This is a genomic window from Cellulomonas sp. S1-8, from assembly GCF_026184235.1.
Lineage (GTDB): Bacteria > Actinomycetota > Actinomycetes > Actinomycetales > Cellulomonadaceae > Cellulomonas.
The window spans coordinates 1,199,989-1,223,612 of record NZ_CP110806.1 but is presented as its reverse complement, the minus strand read 5'-3'; the positions used below and the strand labels follow the sequence as shown (position 1 = coordinate 1,223,612).

At 74.7% G+C, this 23,624-nt stretch carries 18 protein-coding genes; 9 read left to right on the top strand and 9 right to left on the bottom strand.

Going from position 1 to position 23,624, the window contains the following annotated elements:
- Positions 1-289: 289 nt before the first annotated feature.
- A complete protein-coding gene (locus tag OKX07_RS05465; RefSeq protein ID WP_265630841.1) occupies positions 290-949 on the bottom strand; it encodes a 4a-hydroxytetrahydrobiopterin dehydratase in 660 nt (219 codons plus the stop codon).
- Positions 950-1,062: 113 nt separating this feature from the next.
- On the opposite strand from OKX07_RS05465, the gene arfB reads away from it, so the two are divergent.
- Positions 1,063-1,503, top strand: a complete 441-nt coding sequence (arfB, locus tag OKX07_RS05460; protein WP_265630840.1) for an alternative ribosome rescue aminoacyl-tRNA hydrolase ArfB — start codon at positions 1,063-1,065, stop codon at positions 1,501-1,503.
- Between the two features lie 82 nt (positions 1,504-1,585).
- Here arfB and ychF read toward each other — a convergent pair whose 3' ends face one another.
- The 3 genes from ychF to OKX07_RS05445 all read right to left on the bottom strand — a co-directional run bounded on the left by ychF (position 1,586) and on the right by OKX07_RS05445 (position 5,146).
- Positions 1,586-2,671 carry a redox-regulated ATPase YchF gene (ychF, locus tag OKX07_RS05455; protein ID WP_265630839.1) on the bottom strand — a complete coding sequence of 362 codons (1,086 nt, stop codon included), beginning with the start codon at positions 2,669-2,671 and terminating at the stop codon, positions 1,586-1,588.
- A gap of 88 nt (positions 2,672-2,759) precedes the next feature.
- A complete protein-coding gene (locus OKX07_RS05450) occupies positions 2,760-4,316 on the bottom strand; it encodes a hypothetical protein (protein ID WP_265630838.1) in 1,557 nt (518 codons plus the stop codon).
- Complete coding sequence (locus OKX07_RS05445) at positions 4,292-5,146, bottom strand: ABC transporter ATP-binding protein (protein ID WP_416220827.1); 855 nt, start codon at positions 5,144-5,146, stop codon at positions 4,292-4,294. The genes OKX07_RS05450 and OKX07_RS05445 overlap by 25 nt, the downstream gene beginning before the upstream one ends.
- 104 nt (positions 5,147-5,250) lie before the next feature.
- Here OKX07_RS05445 and rmuC point away from each other — a divergent pair, with 104 nt between their 5' ends.
- Entirely contained in the window at positions 5,251-6,648 is a 1,398-nt protein-coding gene (gene rmuC / locus OKX07_RS05440) for a DNA recombination protein RmuC (protein WP_265630837.1), read from the top strand.
- Between the two features lie 51 nt (positions 6,649-6,699).
- Here the strand turns inward: rmuC and OKX07_RS05435 are convergent, their stop codons facing one another.
- On the bottom strand, positions 6,700-7,752 hold the full coding sequence (locus tag OKX07_RS05435) for a 4-hydroxy-3-methylbut-2-enyl diphosphate reductase (RefSeq protein ID WP_265630836.1): 1,053 nt from the start codon (positions 7,750-7,752) through the stop codon (positions 6,700-6,702).
- A gap of 158 nt (positions 7,753-7,910) precedes the next feature.
- Between OKX07_RS05435 and xseA the strand changes: the two genes are divergently transcribed.
- From xseA to OKX07_RS05415, 4 genes are all read left to right on the top strand, one after another.
- Positions 7,911-9,116: an exodeoxyribonuclease VII large subunit gene (gene xseA / locus OKX07_RS05430; RefSeq protein WP_265631817.1), complete on the top strand. Its 1,206-nt coding sequence runs from the start codon at positions 7,911-7,913 to the stop codon at positions 9,114-9,116.
- Between the two features lie 193 nt (positions 9,117-9,309).
- Positions 9,310-9,576, top strand: coding sequence for an exodeoxyribonuclease VII small subunit (locus tag OKX07_RS05425; RefSeq protein ID WP_265631816.1), 267 nt, complete (start codon positions 9,310-9,312; stop codon positions 9,574-9,576).
- Positions 9,573-10,544: a carbohydrate kinase family protein gene (locus OKX07_RS05420; protein WP_265630835.1), complete on the top strand. Its 972-nt coding sequence runs from the start codon at positions 9,573-9,575 to the stop codon at positions 10,542-10,544. Before OKX07_RS05425 ends, OKX07_RS05420 begins: the two co-directional genes overlap by 4 nt.
- Positions 10,541-11,212 carry a carbonic anhydrase gene (locus OKX07_RS05415; protein ID WP_265630834.1) on the top strand — a complete coding sequence of 224 codons (672 nt, stop codon included), beginning with the start codon at positions 10,541-10,543 and terminating at the stop codon, positions 11,210-11,212. Before OKX07_RS05420 ends, OKX07_RS05415 begins: the two co-directional genes overlap by 4 nt.
- Positions 11,213-11,314: 102 nt before the next feature.
- Here the strand turns inward: OKX07_RS05415 and OKX07_RS05410 are convergent, their stop codons facing one another.
- The 4 genes from OKX07_RS05410 to OKX07_RS05395 are packed head-to-tail and all read right to left on the bottom strand — an operon-like array spanning position 11,315 to position 15,686.
- The gene (locus OKX07_RS05410; protein ID WP_265630833.1) at positions 11,315-12,586 is read right to left on the bottom strand and encodes an ABC transporter ATP-binding protein; all 1,272 of its coding nucleotides are present in this window, start codon (positions 12,584-12,586) and stop codon (positions 11,315-11,317) included.
- 33 nt (positions 12,587-12,619) lie between these two features.
- Positions 12,620-13,453 carry a carbohydrate ABC transporter permease gene (locus OKX07_RS05405; RefSeq protein ID WP_265630832.1) on the bottom strand — a complete coding sequence of 278 codons (834 nt, stop codon included), beginning with the start codon at positions 13,451-13,453 and terminating at the stop codon, positions 12,620-12,622.
- The gene (locus OKX07_RS05400; RefSeq protein WP_265630831.1) at positions 13,450-14,406 is read right to left on the bottom strand and encodes a carbohydrate ABC transporter permease; all 957 of its coding nucleotides are present in this window, start codon (positions 14,404-14,406) and stop codon (positions 13,450-13,452) included. Before OKX07_RS05400 ends, OKX07_RS05405 begins: the two co-directional genes overlap by 4 nt.
- Positions 14,403-15,686, bottom strand: coding sequence for an extracellular solute-binding protein (locus OKX07_RS05395; RefSeq protein ID WP_265630830.1), 1,284 nt, complete (start codon positions 15,684-15,686; stop codon positions 14,403-14,405). Before OKX07_RS05395 ends, OKX07_RS05400 begins: the two co-directional genes overlap by 4 nt.
- Before the next feature lie 142 nt (positions 15,687-15,828).
- Here OKX07_RS05395 and OKX07_RS05390 point away from each other — a divergent pair, with 142 nt between their 5' ends.
- The 3 genes from OKX07_RS05390 (at position 15,829) to OKX07_RS05380 (ending at position 23,616) form a co-directional block, all read left to right on the top strand.
- Complete coding sequence (locus tag OKX07_RS05390; protein ID WP_265630829.1) at positions 15,829-17,271, top strand: class II fumarate hydratase; 1,443 nt, start codon at positions 15,829-15,831, stop codon at positions 17,269-17,271.
- Positions 17,272-17,488: 217 nt separating this feature from the next.
- Positions 17,489-20,839: an FtsX-like permease family protein gene (locus OKX07_RS05385; RefSeq protein WP_265630828.1), complete on the top strand. Its 3,351-nt coding sequence runs from the start codon at positions 17,489-17,491 to the stop codon at positions 20,837-20,839.
- Positions 20,836-23,616, top strand: coding sequence for an FtsX-like permease family protein (locus tag OKX07_RS05380; RefSeq protein ID WP_265630827.1), 2,781 nt, complete (start codon positions 20,836-20,838; stop codon positions 23,614-23,616). Before OKX07_RS05385 ends, OKX07_RS05380 begins: the two co-directional genes overlap by 4 nt.
- Positions 23,617-23,624: the final 8 nt, after the last annotated feature.

The window sequence follows — 23,624 nt, the reverse complement described above, 5'->3', positions numbered from 1 at the left end:
GCAAACCCGCCTGTGGCCACGGTGGACGCACGGGGGCCGGGGCGCTCGTCCGCCGGAATTGGAGCCACGCTAGCCCCGGCAGAGGGGACATAGGAGACATGGACGAGCGCCCATGTCGATCGTTACCTGATTGATACTGGTCAGTACCGTCCATGATGCGAGACGTGATCGAGGGAAACTCCCCCGTAACGACGCCGACACATCCCACGATCGGGTGTTTCCACTCGTCCGGTGGACGCACTGCCGCCCGTGATCTGCTATGGGGGGCGCGCGCGTCGCGTGGACGGGGTCACTCCCCGGCCTCCCGGTCCTGCCACGTGCACAGGCACGAGCGATTGCCCTCGGCGTCGGCGAGCACCCAGAAGCTCGGCGCCGCCGAGTCGTCCACCACGCGCCCGCCCGCCGCGACGGCCGCGTCGATGCGCGACTGCACCCGGGACGGGTCGACCCACACGTCGAGGTGCCAGCGCTGCCGCGGCTCGTCCGCACCCGACGCCTGGACCCAGAGCGTCGGGTGGGCACCGGTCGGGTCCCGGACCTCGTCGTCAGTGCCCGGCCGGCGTTCGTAGTCGAGGAAGGCACCCCAGAACGGCAGGATCGCGGCGGCGTCCGGCGAGTCCAGCGCCAGCTCGACGCTCTGCAGGGCCGACCCGTCGTGCGTCAGGCCCGCCTCGGTGACCAGGCGCGAGATCGTCCGGGCCAGGTCGACGTCGCGCTGCGTCACGCCGTCGGCGTCGTGGCTGTGCAGCCGCACGTCGACGCGGTCGTACCGCAGGTCCAGGTCCGGGTGGTGGTCGGCCTCCTCGGCCGCGGCGCCGATCGCCTGCACCAGCGCGAGGCCGCCCGTGAAGTCCCCCGTCGCGACCCGGGTGCGCAGCGCGCCCACCAGGTAGACCCACCCCGTCAGGCCCAGGTCCGCGACCTGCGTCCCCGTCAGCGTCGTCGCCATGCACCCCATCGTGGCGTGGTGACGCCGATCACGCCAGGTCACGCGATGACGGGCCGGCCGCGCTGCGGACCCACGGGTGACGCCGGTGCGCGCACACGCGTCACACTGAGGGCGTGGACGACCTGCACGTCTCCCCCGGACCCGGCGCCCCCGCGGGCCTCACGGTGCCCGCCGGGGAGCTGGTCGAGCAGTTCTCCCGCTCGTCCGGGCCCGGGGGGCAGGGCGTCAACACCGCCGACTCGCGCGTGCAGCTCAGCATCGACCTCGGGACCACGACGGCCCTCGACGACGCCCAGCGCGCGCTCGTCCTCGACCGGCTCGCGCCGCGGCTGTCGGGCACCGTGCTCACCATCAGCGCCGCCGAGCACCGCTCGCAGCGGCAGAACCGGACCGCCGCGCGGCACCGGCTCGCCGAGCTGCTGCGCGAGGCCGTCGCTCCCCCGACGCCGCGACGTCCGACCCGACGCACGCGCGGGTCGCACCGGCGCCGGCTGCAGGACAAGAGCGAGCGCGCCGCGCTCAAGCAGGACCGCCGGCGTCCCGGCCCGGACTGAGCCCGCGGCCACATCGACCCGGGCGACGACGGTCGCCCGACGATCCGGCACCGGCATCCCTCGAGCGCGGCCCGGAGCGCGGTCAGACGTTGAAGCGGAACTCCACCACGTCCCCGTCGGACATGACGTAGTCCTTGCCCTCGATGCGGGCCTTGCCGGCGGCGCGGGCCGCGGCGACCGAGCCTGTCTCGACGAGGTCGTCGAACGAGATCACCTCGGCCTTGATGAAGCCCTTCTGGAAGTCCGTGTGGATGACGCCGGCGGCCTGCGGGGCCGTCCAGCCCTTCCGGATCGTCCAGGCGCGCGACTCCTTGGGGCCGGCCGTGAGGTACGTCTGCAGGCCCAGGGTGTGGAAGCCGACGCGTGCCAGCTGGTCGAGGCCCGCCTCGTCCTGACCGTTGGACTCGAGCATCTCGCGCGCCTCGTCCTCCTCGAGCTCGACCAGCTCCGACTCGAACTTGGCGTCGAGGAAGACGGCGTCGGCCGGGGCGACGTACGCGCGCAGGTCCGCCTGCATGGCCTCGTCCGCGAGGCCCGCGTCGTCGGTGTTGAAGACGTAGATGAACGGCTTGGTCGTCATGAGCTGGAACGTCGCGAGGTCCGCGAGGTCCAGACCCGCGGCCGCGGCACCCTGGAACAGGGGCGTGCCCGCCTCGAGGAGCGTCAGCGCCCGCTGCGCCGAGGCGAGCTCGGCGGCGTCCGCCTTCTTGGTCCGGACCTCCTTCTCGAGACGCGGCACGGCCTTCTCGAGGGTCTGCAGGTCCGCCAGGACGAGCTCGGTGTGGATCGTCTCGATGTCGTCCTTCGGGGAGACGCGCCCCTCGACGTGCACCACGTCGGGGTCGGCGAACGCGCGCGTCACGACGCAGATCGCGTCGGCCTCCCGGATGTTCGCGAGGAACTTGTTGCCCAGGCCCTCGCCCTCGCTCGCGCCGCGGACGATCCCCGCGATGTCGACGAACGACACCGTCGCGGGCAGGATCCGCTCGGAGCCGAAGATCTCGGCGAGCGTCGCCAGGCGCGGGTCCGGCAGCGGGACGACCCCCACGTTCGGCTCGATCGTCGCGAACGGGTAGTTCGCCGCGAGGACCTGCGCACGGGTCAACGCGTTGAAGAGGGTGGACTTGCCGACGTTGGGCAGTCCGGCGATACCGATCGTGAGAGCCACGGGGGACGAGTCTACGCGGGCGCCGTCACACGGCGGACCCGCAGCCGGACCCGCACCATGGCACCGTGCCGGCGGCGGTGCGCACGGCTCAGGTGAACGCGCGCATGCGCTGCAGCAGGTCGGGGCCGCGCCGGTCGAGCATCGACCCGCCCAGCCGCACCCCCACGACCAGCGCCACCGCGCCCAGGGCGACGCCCACCACCAGCGTCACCCAGCCGAGCAGGGCAGAGCCGCGGCCGACGGCGAGCAGCGCCAGGACCAGCGTCGGCGCCGCGAGCGCGGCCACCGCCGTGAACCCCGCCATCTGCGAGGTGAACGCGGCCGCGCTGGCGCCCTGCTTGGTGCCGAACGGGTTCTCCCCCGGTTGCTGCACGGGGTACACGACGGCGGCGGACACCACGCTCGCCCCGCCCAGCGCCGTGAGCAGCAGGCCCACGCTCGCCCCCAGGAGGGCCGGCAGGGTGTCCCACCGGTCGACGTACGCGACCGTCCCGACCACCAGGACGAGCGTCACGACGAGACCGAGCGTCCCCGCCACCGCGACCCGGCCCCACCGGTCGGCGACGCCGCGCAGCGGGGAGGCGAGGTGCGCCGCGTACGCCGTGCCGTCGTACGCGAGGTCGGCCGAGATGCTCCAGCCGACCGTCAGCGCCGCCGCCGGCCCGGCGATCAGGACCATCGTGCCGTCCGGCGAGGAGATGGCGAGCAGGACGGGGATCACGGGCACGATCGCCACCGCGATCGCGTACCGCGGGTCGCGCAGCCAGTACGTCGCGGCGCGCGCCGCGACGGCACCCGTCGGCGTCGCGGGCATCCGGGCGAACCAGCCGAGGCCGCGGGCGCGCGAGTCCCCGCCCGCGCTCACGGGCTCGGCGAGGGTGCGGTCCAGCGCCCACGACCAGACGCGGGTCGCCCCCACGATCGTGACCAGGGCGACCGCGAGCCGGACGAGGGCCGCCGTCCAGTCGCCCGCCGCGACCGCCGGTGCGACGGCCCAGGGGGCGCCGAGCGGCGTCCACGCCAGCACGTCCGCGACGGACCGCAGGCTCTCGACGCTCGACGCGCCCTCCGCGACCGCGCTGAGGATCGGGCCGAGGAAGAGGAAGGGCAGGATCGCGAGCCCTGCGGCGACCTCCCGCACGCGCCGCCGACCGATGACGGGCGCGAGCGAGGTCGTGGTCGCACGGGCCCCCACGGTGCACGCCAGCACCGCGAGCGCACCGCCGACGAGGGCCGCGAGCGCCGCGGCGGGGTCACGCCACCACGCCAGCGGCGTCGCCAGCGCGGTCAGCGTCGTGACGAGTCCCGGGACGCCGATCAGCCCGGCGAGCGTGAGCCCGACGAGCAGGTCGCGGCGCGGCACCCCGAACGTCACGAAGCGCCGGGGGTCGAGCGTCGCGTCGACGCCGAAGGCCACCAGCGGGACGACCCACCAGCCCAGGACGACGAGCGAGCCGGCGACGACGAGCACGTCGGCGCGGACGTCCTCGTCGGCGAAGCCCAGCGCGAACAGCCCCGCGAGCGCGAGCGCCAGCACCGACAGGCCGTACACCGCGCCGAGGACGACGCCCACGACCTGCCACGGGCTGCGGCGCAGGCCGTTGCGCAGCAGCGTGAGCTTCAGTCGGACGAGGTGCGCAACCACGCGATGCCCTCCCCGGTGATCCGGCCGCCGACGAGGTCGACGAACCGCTCCTCGAGCGAACGTCCCGCGCGGACCTCGTCGACGGTGCCCGCGGCGAGCACGTGCCCCTCGGCGATCACGGCGACGTGGTCGCACATGCGCTGCACGAGGTCCATGACGTGCGACGACACGACGACGGTCCCGCCGCCCGCGACGTACTGGTGGAGGATCTCGCGGATGTTCGCCGCCGAGACCGGGTCGACGGCCTCGAACGGCTCGTCGAGCACCAGGACGCGTGGCGCGTGGACGAGCGCGCACGCGAGCGCGACCTTCTTCGTCATGCCCGCGGAGTAGTCGACGACGAGCGTGTCGGCGTCCTGCTCGAGCCCGACGGCCGCCAGCAGGTCGCGCGTGCGCGACACGACCGTGGGGCGGTCGAGGCCCTGCAGCAGCCCGGCGTACGTGACGAGCTGCGCGCCGGTGAGCCGGTCGAAGAGGCGCACGCCGTCCGGGAGCACCCCGATGGTCCGCTTGACCTCGACCGGGTGCGCCCAGAGGTCCACGCCGTGCACGTGGACGGTGCCCGCGTCGGGCCGCAGGAGGCCCGTGGCCATCGACAGCGTCGTCGTCTTGCCGGCGCCGTTGGGGCCGACCAGGCCGTAGAACGACCCGGTGGGGATCGTCAGGCCGACGCCGGCGACCGCGACCTTCTGCCCGAAGCGCCGCCACAGGTTCTGCAGCACGATCGCCGGCGCGCCGGGCACCGGTGCGGGCGTCCCGGGGGCGGGTCCCGGGACGGGCCCGGGCACGGGGCCGGGCGCAGACGGCGGGAGCGGGGCGGGCGTCGTCACCCGACCGAGGATAGGGGTCCGTGCACGCCCGCGGATCGGCCGCCGGACGGATGGTCGGCTCCGTCGCAGGACGGGTGTCGGTGGTCCCTGGCACGCTGCGCACCATGGACCCCGACGCCGCCCTCGGCACCGCCGCCGTGCCGCTGCTGCTGTGCGCCCTGCTCGTGGGGGCGGCGCTCGGGGGCGTCGTCGCCTGGGTGCTGGCCTCGGCGCGCACCGCCCGGGCCGCGCACGAGAGCCTGCGCGACGCCCAGGTCGACGCCGCACGGGCGCGCGCGCAGCTCGAGGCCGAGCGGGCCGGCGCCGGCGACCGGTTCCGGGCGCTCGCGGACGAGGCGCTCGCGGCGACCAGCGAGCAGTTCCTCGCCCTCGCCCACCAGCGGCTCGCCGCGGAGCACCAGACGCAGGTCGGTGAGCTCGTGCAGCGCGAGCAGGCGGTGCGCGCGATGGTCGAGCCGCTGTCGCGCACGCTGGACCACGTCCGGTCCGAGCTCGTCGAGGCCGAGCGCGCCCGGATCGAGGGCAACGCCGCGCTCGGCGAGCAGGTCAAGGCGATGCGTGCAGCGTCCGAGCAGCTGCGCGGCGAGACCTCCCAGCTCGTCACCGCCCTGCGCTCGTCGCAGGTGCGGGGGCGGTGGGGCGAGGTGCAGCTGCGTCGCGTCGTCGAGGCGGCGGGCATGCTCGCGCACGTCGACTTCGTCGAGCAGGAGCAGGTGCGCACGGACGACGGGCTGCAGCGACCCGACATGGTGGTGCGCCTGGCGGGCGGCAAGCAGGTGGTCGTCGACGCGAAGGTGGCGTTCCTCGGCTTCCTCGACGCGGCGCAGGCCTCCGACGAGACGGTCCGCGCGCAGCGGCTCGCGGCCCACGCACGGCACGTCCGCAAGCACGTCGACGACCTCGCGTCCAAGCGCTACTGGGACCAGTTCGCGCCGGCGCCGGAGTTCGTCGTGATGTTCGTGCCGGCCGAGTCGTTCCTGCACGCCGCCGCCGAGCAGGACCCGACGCTCATCGAGTACGCCTTCGAGCGCAACGTCGTCATCGCCACCCCCGTCACGCTCCTCACGCTGCTGCGAACCGTCGCGTACGCGTGGCGGCAGGACGCGCTCGCCGCCAACGCCCAGCAGGTGCTCACCCTCGGCAAGGAGCTGCACGGCCGGCTCGCGACGATGGGCAGCCACCTGGGCCGGCTGGGACGCGCGATCGACGCCGCGGCGGGCGCCTACAACCAGGCCGTCGGGTCGCTCGAGACGCGGGTGCTGGTCAGCGCGCGGCGGTTCGCCGACCTGCACGTGGTCGACGGCGACCTGCCCACCCCCGAGCCGGCGAACCCGCGGCTGACGGCGCTCAGCGCACCCGAGCTCGTCGCGTCGGAGACGGACCAGGTGATCGCGTTGGACGACCTGGTGCTCGGTGACCGGGCCGCGCGACGCGACGCACGAGCGCTCGACGACGAGGTCGCGACGCGCTCGCGGGTGGACCCGGGGGCGTCGACGGCGTGACCGCTGCCCACCGGACCGCCGACGCCCGCGCGCGGCGCGGGCGTCCCGGCGTCAGACGGGCTCGACCGCGAGACTCCGACGCCCCTCCGGGCGCGGCCGACCGGGGTTCTCCCCGGCGGCCTTGAGGTCGGCGCGCAGCTCGCGAGGCAGCGAGAACATGAGGTCCTCGGTCGCCGTCCGCACCTCCTCGACGTCAGCGAAGCCGTGCTGCGCGAGGAAGGCCAGCACGTCGTTCACGAGGATCTCCGGCACCGATGCGCCCGACGTCACACCGACCGTCGTCGCACCGTCGAGCCAGGCCGGGTCGATCTCGGAGGCCTTGTCGACGCGGTACGACGAGCGGGCGCCCGCGTCCAGCGCGACCTCGACGAGCCGCACCGAGTTCGAGGAGTTGGACGACCCGACCGTGATGACGACGTCGCACGCCGGCGCGAGCTTCTTGACCGCCACCTGGCGGTTCTGCGTCGCGTAGCAGATGTCGTCGCTCGGCGGGTCCTCGAGGTGCGGGAACTTCACGCGCAGCCGGCGGACCGTCTCCATCGTCTCGTCGACCGACAGCGTGGTCTGCGAGATCCACATGACCCGCTGCGGGTCGCGCACCTCGATGTGGTCGGCGTCGGCCGGGGAGTTCACCACCTGGATGTGCTCGGGCGCGTGACCCTGCGTGCCCTCGACCTCCTCGTGCCCGTCGTGACCGATGAGCAGGATGTCGTAGTCCTCGGCCGCGAACCGCACGGCCTCCTTGTGCACCTTGGTGACCAGCGGGCACGTCGCGTCGATCGTCTGCAGGTTGCGGGCGGCGGCCGACGCCTTGACGGCCGGGGAGACGCCGTGAGCGGAGAACACCACGCGCGCGCCCTCGGGGACCTGGTCGGTCTCGTCGACGAACACCGCGCCACGCGCCGCCAGCGTCTCGACGACGTGCCGGTTGTGCACGATCTCCTTGCGGACGTACACCGGGGCGCCGTAGTGGTCGAGCGCCTTCTCGACCGCGACGACCGCGCGGTCCACTCCCGCGCAGTACCCGCGGGGAGCCGCGAGCAGCACACGCTTGCGGGGACGGTCCGCAGGCACGTCGAGGGGGGCGGGGGCGGGCTGGGTCACCCCACCAGTCTAGGCGGGACCCCGCCCGGACCCGGGGTGACGGGCGCCACCGTCACCCGACCTCCACGACACCGCCGCCTGGTGTCACCGGCGTGGGGCAGGCTGGGGGCGTGCCCGACCCGACGAACGCACCGCAGGAGCGCCTGCCACTGCCCCTGATGGCCGGCGACACGACACCCGAGCGCCCGTGGCCCGTGCGGCACCTGGCCCCGAAGGTCGCGGACTACGTCGCCCGCATGCCGCCGGTGTGGGTGGAGGGCCAGGTGCTCAACGTGCGCCGCTGGAACACGCTGCTGTTCCTCACGCTGCGCGACACCGACCTCGACATGTCGCTGTCGGTGACGCTGCCCGCGGTCGCGGCCATGAGCCTGGGAGAGAAGTTCGCCGACGGCGCGCACGTCGTGGTGCACGCACGGCCGCAGTACCAGGTGAAGAAGGGGTCGCTGGGGTTCGCGGCGGACCGCGTGCGGCTCGTCGGGCTGGGTGAGCTGCTCGCCCGCATCGAGCACCTCAAGGGCGTGCTCGCCGCCGAAGGGCTGTTCGACGACTCCCGCAAGCGCCCCCTGCCGTTCCTGCCCGCGGTCGTCGGGCTGGTCTGCGCGCAGCAGGGCGACGCCGAGCACGACGTCGTGTCGAACGCGCGGGCCCGCTGGCCGGCGGTGCAGTTCGAGATCCGGCGCGTCACGGTGCAGGGCCCCTCCGCCGTGCCCGAGGTGAGCGCCGCGATCGCCGAGCTCGACGCCGACCCCCGCGTCGAGGTCGTCGTCGTCGCGCGCGGCGGGGGCTCCTTCGAGGACCTGCTGCCGTTCAGCAACGAGACGCTCGTGCGGGCGGCAGCCGCCTGCCGCACGCCGCTGATCAGCGCCATCGGCCACCACCTGGACACCCCGCTGCTCGACCTCGTCGCCGACCTGCGCGCCTCGACGCCCACCGACGCCGCCAAGCGCGTCGTCCCGGACGTCACCGAGGAGCGCGCACGGATCGTCCAGGCGCGGACCCGCTCGCGCGCGGCGGTGACCCACCGGATCGCCCGCGAGGAGTCCGCGCTCGCGCACGTGCGCACGCGGCCCGTCATGGCGCGCCCCGAGACGCTCGTCGCGCCGCACGAGGACGCGCTGCACCGGGACACCGCACGCGCGCGCTCCCTGCTCGACGCCGCGCTCGCCCAGGCCGCGACGACGACCGCGCGTCTCGCCGGCCAGGTCCGCGCCCTGTCCCCCGCGGCCACGCTCGCGCGCGGCTACGCGGTCGTCCAGCGTGCCGACGGCGCCGTGGTGCGCAGCCCCGACGAGGTCACGGCGGGCGACCGGCTGCGGGTGCGCGTCGCCGCGGGCGAGCTCGCGGCCGACGTGGTCGACGCGTGAGCCCCCGCACGGGACCGACGACGGGCGGGCCCGTCCACCCGTCGTCGCCGACGGGCGGGCTGTCGGCGAGGGCTGGTTGACTGTGCGCGTGGCACGAGCGCGCGAGACGACGGACCCCGGTGGGACGAGCAGCACAGGTGGGAAAAGCAGCACGGGTGGGACGAGCAGCACGGGTGGCGCCGCCACCCCCGCCCTGCCCGACCCCGCGGCCCTCGGCTACGAGCAGGCCCGCGACGAGCTCGTCTCGATCGTCGCTCGGCTCGAGTCGGGCACGGGCACGCTCGAGGAGTCCCTGGCGTTGTGGGAGCGGGGCGAGGCGCTCGCCGCGCGCTGCCAGCAGTGGCTCGACGGGGCCCGGGCCCGGCTCACCGCCGCGCGCGGCGGGCCGGCGGCGGACGACGGCGGACCCGACCTGAGCGAGGAGCCGGCGGGCAGCCCCGACGAGGAGGAGGAGCGGTGAGCGACAGCACGCACGGACGTGCCCTGGTGATCGGCGAGGCGCTGGTCGACGCGGTGAGGCGACCCGACGGGTCGCGCGACGACTTCCCCGGCGGCAGCCCCGCCAACGTGGCGCTCGGTCTGGCACGGCTCGGCCGGCGGGTCGACCTGCTGACCTGGCTCGCGCCGGACGCGCACGGCGACCTCGTGCGCCGCCACCTCGAGGCGTCGGGTGTGCGCGTGCTGCGCGGGGACCGCGCGCCCGCGCGCACCCCCGTGGCGACCGCCCACCTCGACGCGGCCGGTGTCGCGACCTACGCGTTCGACCTCGAGTGGGACCTGCCCTCGACGTGGGACGAGGACGACGACGCGCTCGTCGTGCACACCGGGTCGATCGCGACGGTGCTGACGCCGGGCGCCCCCCGGGTCGCCGAGCTGCTCGAGAGCCGGCGCGCGACGTCGACGACCACGTACGACCCGAACCTGCGCCCGGCCCTCATGGGGGACCCTGCCGACGTGCTGCCCGTCGTCGAGCGCCTGGTCCGCGCGGCCGACGTCGTCAAGGTCAGCGACGAGGACCTGGCGTGGCTGCTGCCGGGCGTCGCACCGGCCGAGGTCGCCGAGGACTGGAGCCGGTCGGGTCCCGCGCTCGTCGTCGTCACGCACGGCGGGGACGGTGCATTCGCGAGCACGTCCGCCGGGGCACGGCTGAGCGTGCCCGCCCCGCGGGTCACGGTCGCGGACACCGTCGGTGCCGGCGACTCCTTCATGGGTGGCCTGATCGACGGGCTGTGGTCCGCGGGCCTGCTGGGCGCCGACCGACGCGCGGCGCTGCACGAGGTGGACGCGGCGACGGTCGAGCGCGTCCTCGCGCGGTGCGCCCTCATCGCCGCCCTCACGGTGTCGCGGCCCGGGGCCGACCCACCGTCCGGCGCGGAGCTCGAGGCCGCACAGCAGCGCGACGCCGTCTCGACCGGGGCGGACGCGTGAGCGCGGGCGAGGTCTCGCCGCGGACCCCCGCGGAGGCCTGGGCCGAGCTGTGCGCGGGCAACGCGCGGTTCGTCGACGACCGCATGCTCCACCCGTCGCAGGGCATCGACCGGCGGACCGAGCTCAGCGCCGAGCAGCACCCGTTCGCGGTGCTGTTCGGCTGCTCGGACAGCCGGGTCGCCGCCGAGATCATCTTCGACCAGGGGCTCGGTGACCTGTTCGTCGTCCGGACCGCCGGGCACGTGCTCGACACGACCGTCATCGGGTCCATCGAGTACGGCGTCACGGTGCTCGGCGCGCCGCTCGTCGTGGTCCTCGCGCACGACTCGTGCGGCGCGGTCGCCGCGGCGGTCGACGCGATGACGCACGGCAACGTGCCGCCGGGGTTCGTGCAGGCCGTCGTCGACCGGGTCATCCCGTCGATCGTCCGCCTCACCGCGACGGGCCGGCCGCTGGACTCCTTCGACGCCGCGACGCTCGGCCACGAGCACGTGCTCCACACCGCCCGTCAGCTCCACGGCTACTCGGTGTCGCTCGCGGAGGAGGTCGCCGCCGGGCGCTGCGCGATCGTCGCGCTCGAGTACACCCTGGCCGACGGCCGGACCCGTCCGGCGCACGTCATCGGCGACATCGGCGCAGGCCCGGGCGTCATCCCGCCCCAGGGCTGACGCCCCACCCCGGCAGCCGAGCTCGTGCCTCGGCGGCCTGCCACCAGCCAGGACCCGCCGGAGGTGCGAGCTCGGCGGGCGGGGTGGCAGGGGGCGGGTGGGTCAGGCGGCGGGGGCGGTCGTGCGGGACTCGGCGCGCTTGCGGGCGCGTTCCGTCGCGCGGCGGCGCTCCTCGACGCTCTCGTCGTCCGACCGGCGGGCGGAGTCCTCGTCGAAGGTGAGGTTGTCGCCCGTCTCGGGGTCGAAGATCAGGAGCCGCGACGGGTCGAACCACAGCTCGGCGACGTCGCCGTCGCGCACGCGCGACTCCGCACCGAGGGCCGCGACAAGCTGGGTGCGCATGCCCTCCCCGTCGAGGTCCCGGTCCAGCTCCTCGAGGGTCTTCGCGACGTCGTCGCGCGTCTCGAACGGCACGTACGCGTAGAGGTCCGCGCCCAGCCACTCGACGACGTCGACGTCGGCCTCGAACGTCACGCCGCCGGCGGTCGTGTCGTCGTCGAGCGTGCCGGCGTCCTCGATGTGCTCGGGGCGCAGCCCGACGATGACGAGGTCCCGGTCACCGATGCGCGCGCGCAGGCCGTCGGTCAGCGGGACGTCGGCCAGGGGCAGCCGCAGGACGTCCCCGTCGATCTCGCCGGGGAGGAAGTTCATGGGCGGGGACCCGATGAAGCCGGCCACGAACAGGTTGACGGGCTGCTCGTACAGCGCCCGCGGGCTCGCGACCTGCTGCAGGACACCGCGCTTGAGCACCGCGACCCGGTCGCCGAGCGTCATGGCCTCGGTCTGGTCGTGCGTCACGTAGAGCGTCGTCGTGCCCAGCCGGCGCTGCATGCGCGCGATCTCGGTGCGCATCTGGCCGCGCAGCTTGGCGTCGAGGTTCGACAGCGGCTCGTCGAAGAGGAACGCGCGGGCGTCGCGCACGATCGCGCGTCCCATCGCGACGCGCTGCCGCTGCCCGCCGGACAGGTTGGCGGGCTTGCGCTCGAGGTGCTCGTGCAGCTCGAGGGTGTCGGCGGCCTTCTGGACGCGGGCGCGCACCTCGTCCTCGGAGTACTTGCCCTTCTCCAGGCGCAGCGGGAACGCGATGTTCTCGTAGACGCTCAGGTGCGGGTACAGCGCGTAGTTCTGGAACACCATCGCGAGCTTGCGGTCGCGGGGCGCCTTGTCGTTGACCACGTCGCCGTCGATCCTGATCTCACCGTCGGTGATGTCCTCCAGGCCGACGACCATGCGCAGCAGCGTCGACTTCCCGCAGCCCGACGGCCCGACGAGGATGACGAACTCGCCGTCGTCGATGTCGAGGCTGACGTCGTTCACGGCCGGGAACCCGTCGGCGTACTTCTTCACCACGTGGCTCAGCGTGATCGCGGCCATGGCGTTCCTCCTGGGGAGATGTGGGACGACGGGTCAGCCCTTGACGGCACCCTGGGTGAGGCCCGCGACGATCTGGCGCTGGAACAGCAGCACCAGCACGACGACGGGCACGGTGACGAGGACGGCGGCGGCGGAGATCGCCCCGGTGGGCTCCTCGAACTGCGAGGCGCCGGTGAAGAACGCGAGCGCGGCCGGCACGGGCCGCGCCGCCTCGGTGGACGTCAACGAGATGCCGTAGACGAAGTCGTTCCAGGCGAGGAAGAACGCGATGATCGCGGTCGTCGCCACACCGGGACCGGCGAGCGGGACGATGACCTTGCGGAACGCCTGCGCGGTCGTCGCGCCGTCGACCTGCGCGGCCTGCTCCATCTCCCAGGGGATCTCCCGGAAGAAGGCCGTGAGCGTCCAGATGGACAGCGGCAGGGTGATGGACAGGTACGGGATCACCAGCCCCGCCCACGTGTCGAACAGGCCGATCGCGCGCCAGATGTTGAACAGCGGCGTGACGATGGAGATCACCGGGAACATCGACACCGCGAGCGACAGCCCCAGGACGAACGCCTTGCCGGGGAAGTCCAGCCGCGCCACCGCGTACGCGCACAGCGCGGCGAGGACCACGGCGATGCCGGTGGCGATCAGACAGATCCCGATGGAGTTGCGCAGCGCCGGCAGGAACAGCTCGGAGGCCGAGCCGGTGAGGATCAGCTGGTAGTTCTCGAACGTGACGGCAGACGGCAGGAACGACCGGTTGTCGAGGTCGGACGGCGCCTTGAGCGACAGCGACACGATCCACGCGACGGGGAACAGGCAGTACAGGAAGATGGCGAGGCCCCCGACCCACCACCAGGCCTTGTTGCGCTCCTTCATCGTCCCGCCCTCGTCGACGCCGCCAGGTTGACCTTGAAGCCCTTGACGAACATCAGCGCGATGAGCGCGACCGCGATCGTCAGGAGCACCGAGACGGCCGAGCCGATGCCGATCTCGAGCCGTTGGATCGTCTGCCGGTAGGCGAGGAAGGCGACGGACTCGGTGCCGGCCGCGCCGTTCGTCATGATGAAGATGTTGTCGAAGATGCGGAACGCGTCGAGCGTGCGGAACAGCAGGGCGACCATGATCGCGGCCTTCATGTTCGGGATCGTCACGCGGCGCATCCGCTGCCACCACGACGCCCCGTCGACCTTGGCCGCCTCCTGCAGCTCGCCCGGCACCTGCGCCAGGCCGGAGAGCAGCAGCAGCGAGATGAAGGGCGTCGTCTTCCAGATCTCCGAGAGCGCGACGACGGCCATGGACGTGCCGAACGACGCGAACCAGTCGACGTCGTCGGCGACGAACGGCAGCCACACGTTCACGAACCCGCTGGTCAGGTCGAACATGAACCGGAACGCGAATGCCGAGACGACCGTGATGATCGCGTAGGGGATGAGGATCGCGGTGCGCAGCGCGGGCCGCAGCGTGCTCAGCGCGTTGTTCATCACCAGCGCGAGCGCGAACCCCAGGACCAGCTCGACGGCGACCGTGACGACCGTGATCAGCACGGTCACGCCCAGGGCCCGCCACCAGATCGGGTCGGACAGGACGAGCGCGAAGTTGCCGAGGCCGACGAAGCTGCGGGCGTCGGGGTTGGTCAGCTTGTAGCTGTACAGCGAGTCCCACACGGCCTGCAGGATCGGGTACCCGACGACCGCGACCAGCACGACGATCGCGGGGGCGCACAGCAGCATGCCCAGGCGGGCCTCCTGGCGGGCGCGGTCGGAGCGGTGCGGCTTGCGGCGGGGGGCGTCCGGCGTCGCGGTGGGGCCGGTGGTCGTCGTCGCGGTCACAGCAGCGACCTCCCCTGCAGGACGTCGGTGATGAGCCGGTCGGCGGCTTCCGGGCTGGTGTCCGGGGACACCGACCGGGGCGGGTGCCAGGTGCGTTGCACGCTCGAGGACACCTCGTTGTAGAACGGGGTCTGCGGGCGCGGGGCGGCGTTCTGCAGCGACTCGCGGATGACGTCCGCCATGGGGAACGTCTCCTGCACCTCGGGGTCGTCGAACGCGCTGAGCGACGCCGGCGGGTTGCCGTCGGACAGGAAGTACTCGGCCTGCTTCTGCGGGTCGGCGATGCACTGCGCCGCCTCGTACGCCAGGTCGACGTGCTCGCTGAACGCCCCGACGCCCAGGTTGATGCCGCCGTACGGCGGTCGGGCCTCCTCGCCCTCGACCGCCTGCGGGTACATCGCCCAGCCGTAGTCGTCGAGCGCCGCCTGCTCGAGGCTGCCGCCCTCGACGGCCGCCTGCGCGCGCGGCCAGACGAACGGCCAGTTGACCATGAACCCGGCGGAGTCGCCCTCGAACATCGAGGCGTTGATGTCCTCATTCGCGTTGGACAGCTGCGCTCCCCCGACGCCCGCCGCGGCGAGGTCCGCGATGATCTGCGCGGCCGTGCGCCCGGCCTCGGAGTCCAGGCTCGGGACGACCGCCATCGGGTCCTGCTCCTGCGGGTTCTCCAGGATGTGCCCGCCCGCGGACTCGACGAGCGCGTTCACCCAGACCGTCAACGACTCGGCGCGCACCCCCTGGACCGCGACGGTGACGTCCTGGTCGGCTGCGGCCGCGATGACCTGGTCCCAGGTGACGGGCTGCGTCATGTCGAGGCCCGCGGCCTCGGCGACCGACCGGCGGTACCAGAGCAGCTGCGTGTTCGCCCAGAAGGGCACGGTCACGAGCTCGTCGTCGAAGGTGGCCCCCGCGACGGCGCCCTCGGCGACGTCCTGCGTGACCGCCTCGGCGACCTCCGGCGGGACGGGGGCGAGGAAGTCGGCGTTGGCGAACTCGGGGATGAACGGCGGGTCGATGCTCATGAGGTCGATGGACGCGTCGCGGGCCGCGAGCCGACGCACGAGCTGCTCACGCTGGCTCGGCGAGTCACGCGGCAGCAGCGACGTCTGCAGCCGGTACGCGCCGTCGGACTCCTCCGTGCACTCGGCCGCGATGCGCGCCTGACCGCCGGAGTCCGGGTTGATGTACCAGAGCAGCGTGGGCGGTCCGGCCTCGGCCGTCGCGCACGCCGCCAGGGGCGCGACGAGCACCAGGGCGAGCAGGGCGGCGCGTCGTCGCACGGAGGTACCTGACCTCTCACGTCGTCGGGAAGGTCGGTTCGTTGAACATCCGACTACGAGTGGCTGCGTTCCGCCACCGGAGAGCGCCCGCGTCACGTCGGGCCGCCGGACGCGGCCGGGGCAGCGATGGAAGGATGAGCCCATGACTGACACGAACGGTCCCGACGTCGCGGCCACGGGTACCGGCGCCCCGCCCCAGTTCCGCATCGAGCACGACACCATGGGTGAGGTCCGCGTCCCCGCGGACGCCCTGTACCGGGCGCAGACGCAGCGCGCGGTCGAGAACTTCCCGATCTCGGGCAGCACGCTCGAGCGCGGGCACATCGAGGCGCTGGCGCGTGTCAAGAAGGCCGCGGCGCGCGCGAACGCCGAGCTGGGCGTGCTGGAGCAGGACGTCGCCGACGCGATCGTCGCCGCGGCGGACCAGGTCGCGTCCGGCGTGCACGACGCGCACTTCCCCGTCGACGTCTACCAGACGGGCTCGGGCACCAGCTCGAACATGAACACCAACGAGGTGCTCGCGACCCTGGCGACGCGCCTGCTGGGCCGCGACGTGCACCCGAACGACCACGTCAACGCGTCGCAGTCGTCCAACGACGTCTTCCCGACGTCGGTGCACGTAGCCGCGACGGCGGGCGTCGTCCACGACCTCGTCCCGGCGCTCGAGCACCTCGCCGGTGCGCTGGAGGAGAAGGCGACGGCGTGGGCGCAGGTCGTGAAGTCCGGCCGCACGCACCTCATGGACGCGACGCCGGTGACGCTCGGCCAGGAGTTCGGTGGGTACGCGGCCGCGATGCGCTACGGCGTCGAGCGGCTGCGGTCCGCGCTGCCGCGTGCGGCGGAGGTCCCCCTCGGCGGGACGGCCGTCGGCACCGGCATCAACACGCCCGCGGGCTTCCCGCAGCGTGTCATCGCGCTGCTCGTCGAGGACACCGGCCTGCCGCTGACGGAGGCGCGCGACCACTTCGAGGCGCAGTCGTCCCGCGACGGCCTGGTCGAGCTGTCGGGCGCGCTGCGCACGATCGCCGTCAGCCTCACCAAGATCTGCAACGACATCCGCTGGATGGGCTCGGGGCCCAACACGGGGCTGGGCGAGATCGCGCTGCCCGACCTGCAGCCCGGCTCGTCGATCATGCCGGGCAAGGTCAACCCGGTCGTCCCCGAGGCCGTGCTCATGGTGTGCTCGCGCGTCGTGGGCAACGACGCGACGGTCGCGTGGGCCGGTGCGTCGGGCTCGTTCGAGCTGAACGTCCAGATCCCCGTCATCGCCTCGGCGGTGCTCGAGTCGATCCGCCTGCTGTCCAACGCCTCACGCGTCCTGGCCGACCGGACGATCGCGGGCACGACGCCCAACGTCGAGCGCGCGCGTGCCCTGGCCGAGTCCTCGCCGTCGATCGTCACGCCGCTGAACCGGACGATCGGCTACGAGAACGCCGCGAAGATCGCCAAGCACGCGGTGAAGGCGGGCGTCACGATCCGCCAGGCGACCCTCGACCTGGGCTTCGTCGAGCGCGGTGAGCTGACCCTCGAGCAGCTGGACACGGCGCTCGACGTGCTCGCGATGACGCGTCCGCCGCAGGCCTGACGTCTCCCGGTGGTCCGGGTCGCCCCACGACCCGGACCACCCGAGAGGGTGAATCCACCCCCCTGCCCACCCAACCTTTCCTGTCACCCGAACGGGTGTTTCGGCCACCTCCACCTGCGGGTTTGCGTCACCTAGCATCGCCGTCAGCCGTCCGGCACCGGACGGCGCCCTGCCGACGACGCGGGGCTCCGGCGGCGCTGGGCAGAGGGTGGGACAGATGGGGTGGCGGTCGCAGGTCCTCCTGGGACGCCTGCGCGACCAGGCCACCGTCCTGGCGACGGTGGCGCTGGTGACGTTCGTCGCGACCACCCTGCTCGGCACCTTCGCGTTCCTCCTCGACGTCACCAGCAACGACGCCGTCGACGCGGCCCTCGAGCGCGTCCCGGACTCCGCGGTGACGCTCGAGGCCGTGATCCGCGTCAAGAACGAGGACGCGCAGGCCGCGCTCGACGCGGCCGACTCGACGTTCGCCGCGACGCTGGGCGTCCTGCCGGCCGAGCGGAGCACGTGGCTCACGGGGCGCATGTGGGCGCTGCCGCGGAACGACGCCAGCCCCACGACGCCGCTCGCCTACCCCGCGAGCACCCCCCTGCTACCCGCCCAGGGCGACCTCGTGTCCGGCACCTGGCCCGACCGCGCCCGCGACGACGCCGGCCGGCTCGCCGTCAACGTCCCGGACGTCGCCGCGCAGCGCTACGGCTGGACCGTCGGCACCGAGGTGCCGGTCCGGACGCTCGGCGGGCAGGCCACGGACACCTGGGTCGTCGTCGGGACGCACGCGCTGACCGGGTCGACCTCCTCGTGGTCGCGCGACCTGCTGGGGGGCGCGTCCCACGACGGCCGCTACCCCGTGCCCGGCACGATGGGCCGGCTCGTGACCGACGCCTGGGGGCCGATGGTCGTCGCCCCCGAGGCGCTCCTGGGCGCCGGGATCACCGAGACCGCGCACCTGCTCGTCACGCCCACCCTGGCCGACGCCCCGCGGGGTGCGCTCGCCGCGACGCGCGACGCCCTGGAGGACGGCCAGGTGCGGTTGTCCGCGGCGCTCGACGAGGCCGACGTCAGCGGGTACGTCCGCACCGAGCTGGACGACACGATCGACGGTGCGTGGCGCGAGCTCACGGTCACGCGGGTCGGCGTGGTCGTCGTCGGCCTGCTGCTCGTCGTGCTGGCCACGACCGTCATGCTGCTGGCCGCGCGCCTGCTGGGGGAACGTCGTGCGGCCGAGGGTGAGCTCGTCGCCGCCCGCGGCGCGTCGCCCGCCCAGCTGCGCTCCCTCGCGGTCCTCGAGGCCGTGCTCCTCGCGGCGTCCGCCGCGGCGCTCGCCCCGTGGGTCGCGCGCGCCGGGTACGTGCAGCTCGCCGCGCCGGGCGGGCTGGGCGCGGCCGGCCTGGACGCACCGACCGGCGTCCCGCTGTCCGTCTGGTTCGCGTGCGCGGCCGTCGCGACCGTCCTGGCCGTCGCGCTCGTCATCCCCTCCTGGCACACGAGCGGCTCGTCGAGCGCCGCCGCGCACGCCGGGCTCGTGCGGACGGGTGCGGACCTCGCGCTCGTCGCGCTCGGTGCCGTGGCGCTGTGGCAGCTGCTCGACTACGGCGCGCCGCTGACCCGCGGCGCGGAGGGCGCACGGCTCGACCCCGTGCTCGTCGCAGGGCCGGCGCTCGTCGCGCTCGGCGCCGCGGTGCTCGCGCTGCGGCTCGTGGCGCCCGTCGGTCGCGGCGCCGACGCGCTCGCGCGACGCAGCCGGTCCCTCGTCGCGCCCCTGGCGGCGTGGCAGGTCGCCCGCCGTCCCGCCGCCGCGACCGGCACGACGCTCGTCGTGGTGCTCGCCGTCACCGTCGCGACGTTCTCGCACGCCTTCCTCGCGACGTGGAGCAGCTCGCAGCTCGAGCAGGTCGACCTGGCGCTCGGCACCGACGCGCGCATCGACGGCATGCGCGGCGAGCGGCTGACCGTCTCCGCGGACGTGCGCGGCGCGGTCGCCGACGCCCCCGCCGGCGCACGGCTGCAGCCCGTCGCGGACCGGGTGGTGCAGGTCGGTCGCGTGCTCGGGGCGGACCGAGGGAGCTCGTCGATCGACGCCGAGCTGCTCGCGGTCGACACCCAGCACCCCGACGCGCTGCGCGGCCGGTCGGCGACGCCCTGGTCCGAGCTGGTCGACACCCTGGGGACACCCGGCGCGTCCGGCACGGACGAGCCGCCCGCGGCGACCGGTACGCCGCTGCCCGGCGACCCGCAGTGGATCGTCGCGACCGTCACGCCCGGCTCGGCCCCGGTCGCGACCGGCGTGTTCTACCTGAACCTGGCCGTCGAGGACGACGCGGGGGTGCGGGCCTGGCTCAGCGGCCCGGAGCTCAAGCTCGACCAGCCGACGACCGTCGCCCTGGCGGTGCCCCCCGCGCTCGGGACGCTGCGCGTGGTCGCCGCGTCGGCGGTCGTCGCCCTCGCGACACCGCCCGAGCAGGCCGTGAACAGCAACACCCCGACCGGCCGTCTGGGTCACGTGGGGTTCGCCCTGCAGGACGTCCGCGTCGTCGACCGCGCCGCGGGGGTGACGTCGCAGGGCGAGGCGTTCGACGCGCCCGGCACGCCCGTGGCCCTCGACGGCACCGGGTGGCAGGGCACGGCGTCCAGCGGAGGGATCGAACGCCCCGCGATGGGCGGGGCCGAGGCGCCGGTGCCGGCCGCGGCGGAGGTCGGCCCGGGCGCGCTCGTCCTCGCCGGGACCTTCGACATGGTGGCGCTGACGTCGTCGGGCCGGTTCGTCGCGCACTCGTGGCCCACGACCGAGGCCGTGCGCGCGGTGATCACGGAGCCGTTGGCCGACCGTGCGGACCTCGCACCCGGCGACGTGTTCTTCGTCCGCGTCGGGGACGCGCAGCTGCAGGTCAGGGCGGAGCACGTCGTGCCGTACCTGCCCGGGGCGCCGCGCGGCACCGCACTGCTCGTCGACCGCACGGTGCTGGGACGCGCGGTGGTCGAGGCCGAGGGCACGGACGCGCTCGTGGACGCGTGGTGGCTGACCGCGGACGACCAGGACGCCGCCGCGCTCGCTGCGGACGTCGCGCGCGCCACCGGCGGCGACGTGGCCGTGCGGGTCACCGAGCGCGCGTCGGCCGTCGCCGGACCGCTACGGGCCGCCGTGCCCGCCGCCCTGTCGCTCGTGACCGCCGCCACCGCTGTCCTCGTGCTGGTGGGGCTGGGCGCCAGCGCGACCGCCGCGGTCCGCTCCCGACGCCTCGAGCTCGCCCGCCTGCAGGCGCTCGGCGCCGCCCGCCGGTCGCTGGTGGTGGGCCTGCTGGGCGAGCACGCGCTGCTGATCACGCTGGGCGCGGGTGCCGGGCTCGCGATCGGCTACGGGTTGTCGCGGGTCGTCGCACCCGTCCTGACCGTCTCCCCCGACGGGCGCAGACCCGTCCCGGTGCCTCTGCTGAGCTGGGAGGACGGCGCGGCCCTGGCCATCACGGGCGGCCTGGTGCTGACGGCGTGCGTGGTGGTCGCCGTGCTCGCGGCCGCGCTGGTCCGACGCGCCTCGGGTGCACTGCTGCGACTGGGGGACGACCGATGAGCGCCACCGCCACGCGCGTGCGCGCCACGACGGCCGACGCGCTGCTCGTCACCCGGCGGCGCGCCGCGCAGGACACCGGTCTGCTCGTCGGCAGCGCCCTGCTGCTGCTCGCCACCCTGGTCCTGACGCTCGCCGTGCCGCGCCTGGTGGAGCGCACCGCCGACGTCGCGGTGCGCGAGACGATCCGCGTGGCCGGCACCGACGCGGACCTGGTCGCCGTCACGCTGCCGGACCCGGTCCTCGGCGGCCAGGTGCCCCAGCCCCAGAGCGAGGCCTACGGCGCCGCGCAGTGGCTCGACACGGAGTTCGGGGACGCCGTCGGTGAGCCCGTCGTCACCCTCGCGTCGGTCCACACGACCGTGCGCTCCCCCGTCGGCGCGTTCGCGGTGAACCTCGTGCACGTCGCGACGCTGCAGCAGGAGCAGGAGCCGGCCCTGCGGTGGGTCGCCGGCACCGCGCCCGGTCCCGTCCCGCAGGCCGAGCAGAACGGCCTGACCTGGGACGACGAGGGCCCGCGCATCGTCCAGGTGGGCCTGAGCGCGGCCGCCGCCGCGGAGCTCGGCATCACGCTGGAGGACGGGCCGTTCATCCTGCGCCGGCAGGCCACGAGCACCTACGACCACATCGTCGTGACGGGGCTCTACGAGGCCGTCGACCCGGACGCCGCGCAGTGGGTGGGTCAGACCGGCCTGCTCAGCGCGATCGCGTCGCCTCCCGGGACGGCGACGCGGTGGCAGACCTCCGCGTACGTGCCGTACGACGCGATCGGCGACATGCTGCACGTGGTGGGCGCACGCGCCGTGGCCGGGGCGGGCCGGGCGTCCGTGACCACCGACGGCATGACCGTCGCCGACGCGCACGCGCTCGTGCGCGACATCGAGGCGCAGGCCGCCCGCACCTCGCGCATCGCCAGCGGGCTGCCGCACATCGTCACGGCGTTCGACGAGCGCATGTCCGCCGCGCGCGCCCAGGCGTCCCTCGTGGTCGCCGGGGTCGCCACCGCGGCCGCGCTGTGCCTCGTGCTCGCCGCGTCGCTGCTGGCGGCACGTCGGCGTCCGTTCCTCGCGGCCGAGCGCGCCCGCGGCGCGTCGATCGTGTCCGTCGTGACGCGCGGGCTGCTCGAGTCGGTCCCGGTCGTGCTGGTCGTCGGTGCGCTCGCCGCCGGTGCCGTCGCGTGGTGGCTGCACGACCAGCCGGGGTCGGCGCTGCTCGCGGGCGCCGTCGCCGTCGTGGCCGCGCTGGCCCCGGCGGTGCTCGCGGCCCGCGAGGCGGCCGGTGCGTGGGCGGGCCGCCGCGTCCCCGCCGACCGGCGCGTCCGCGCGGCGCAGCGGGCGCGCCTGCAGGCCCGCCGGCTCGTCGTCGAGACGCTCGTGGTCCTGCTCGCGGTCGCCGCGGTCGTGTCGGTCCGGGGCCGCGGCCTGGTCCCCCTGTCCTCCGGCGAGGTCGACCCGCTGCTCGCCGCCGCCCCCGTGCTGCTGGCGGCCGCGGCGGCGCTCGTCGTCGTGCGGGTCTCCCCCGCCGTGGTGCGCGGTGCCGGCCGGTGGGCGTCGCGGACGCGCGGGCTGGCCGCACCGCTCGCCGTCGCCCGGGCGCACGGGGCGACGACGGCGGTCGCGCCGCTGCTCACCGTCACCGTGGCCGTCGCGCTGGTCGTCCTGTCCGGGACCCTCGTCCACACCGTCCGCACCGGTCAGCTCGCCGCGGCCGGTGAGCTCGTCGGCGCACCCGTGCGCCTCGACGGCCGGCTCGGCACCCAGAGCGGCGCGGAGGTGCTGGCGCGGATCACGGCCGCTCCCGGCGTCACGGCGACGGCCACGGGCGCGCAGGTCGGCAGCCGCGCGTTCGGCGAGCAGACCGGTCTGTCCGCGACGCTGCTGGTCGTGGACTCCGCCGAGTACGCGGCGGTACGGCACGCGGCGGGCCTGCCGGTCGATGACGGTCTGGCGACGCTCGGCGAGGCCGGTCCCGCCGGGACGGTGCCCGCGCTCGTCAGCGCCGACCTGCTCGACCGCGCCGAGGTCGAGGGCACCGAGGCCCTCATGTCGGCCCTCAACGCCACGCTCCGGCTGGACGTGCGCGGCACGACCGCCCTGCCGCCCGACCGCGGGATCCCGACGCTCGACGCGCGCGTCGCGACCACGGACGACGAGGACGACGGCCTCGTCGTCGTCGACCGCGCTCTGCTCGCCGCCGTCGCCGACCAGGAGCCGACGGTCGACCGCGCGTGGGTGGGCGGGCCGGGTGCCGTCGAGGCCGTCGAGGCCGCGGACATCGCGCCCGCCGGGTCGTCCGGCGTGACCGTCACGACCCGCGACGGCTGGTGGCGCGCGTGGTCGCAGGCCCCGCTGACCTCGGCGCTGACGACCCTGTTCCTCGCGGCGGTCGGTGTGCTCGCCGGGCTGGCGGTGCTCGCGCTCGTGCTGGTCGTCGTCGCGACGGCCCGCGAGCGGGGCCGGACCCTGTCGGCGCTGCGCACCCTCGGGCTCGACGCGAGCACCGCGCGATGGGCGACGCTGGGCGAGCTCGCGCCGCTGGTGCTCGGCGGGCTGGTCGGCGGCGTCGTGATCGGGCTCGGCGTGCCGGTGCTGATCGGTGACGCGCTCGGGCTCCAGCTCCTGACGGCGGAACCCGGGGGTGCGACGGTGGACCTCACGTGGTGGCCGGTCGCGGCGGCGGTGGCGGCACTCGTCGTCGCGCTCGCCGTGGCGGTCGCCGTGGAGCAGGCGGTACGGCGGCGGGACAGGCTGGGCGAAGTGCTGCGGGTGGGTGAACGATGACCAGGATG

What these genes read in the sequence shown, in the direction of transcription:
- OKX07_RS05385 (WP_265630828.1), top strand. Translation starts at nt 17,489, where the DNA reads ATGGGGTGGCGGTCGCAGGTCCTCCTGGGACGCCTGCGCGACCAGGCC.
- OKX07_RS05465 (WP_265630841.1), bottom strand. Translation starts at nt 949, where the DNA reads ATGGCGACGACGCTGACGGGGACGCAGGTCGCGGACCTGGGCCTGACG.
- rmuC (WP_265630837.1), top strand. Translation starts at nt 5,251, where the DNA reads ATGGACCCCGACGCCGCCCTCGGCACCGCCGCCGTGCCGCTGCTGCTG.
- OKX07_RS05380 (WP_265630827.1), top strand. Translation starts at nt 20,836, where the DNA reads ATGAGCGCCACCGCCACGCGCGTGCGCGCCACGACGGCCGACGCGCTG.
- OKX07_RS05410 (WP_265630833.1), bottom strand. Translation starts at nt 12,586, where the DNA reads ATGGCCGCGATCACGCTGAGCCACGTGGTGAAGAAGTACGCCGACGGG.
- OKX07_RS05405 (WP_265630832.1), bottom strand. Translation starts at nt 13,453, where the DNA reads ATGAAGGAGCGCAACAAGGCCTGGTGGTGGGTCGGGGGCCTCGCCATC.
- xseA (WP_265631817.1), top strand. Translation starts at nt 7,911, where the DNA reads ATGGCCGGCGACACGACACCCGAGCGCCCGTGGCCCGTGCGGCACCTG.
- OKX07_RS05390 (WP_265630829.1), top strand. Translation starts at nt 15,829, where the DNA reads ATGACTGACACGAACGGTCCCGACGTCGCGGCCACGGGTACCGGCGCC.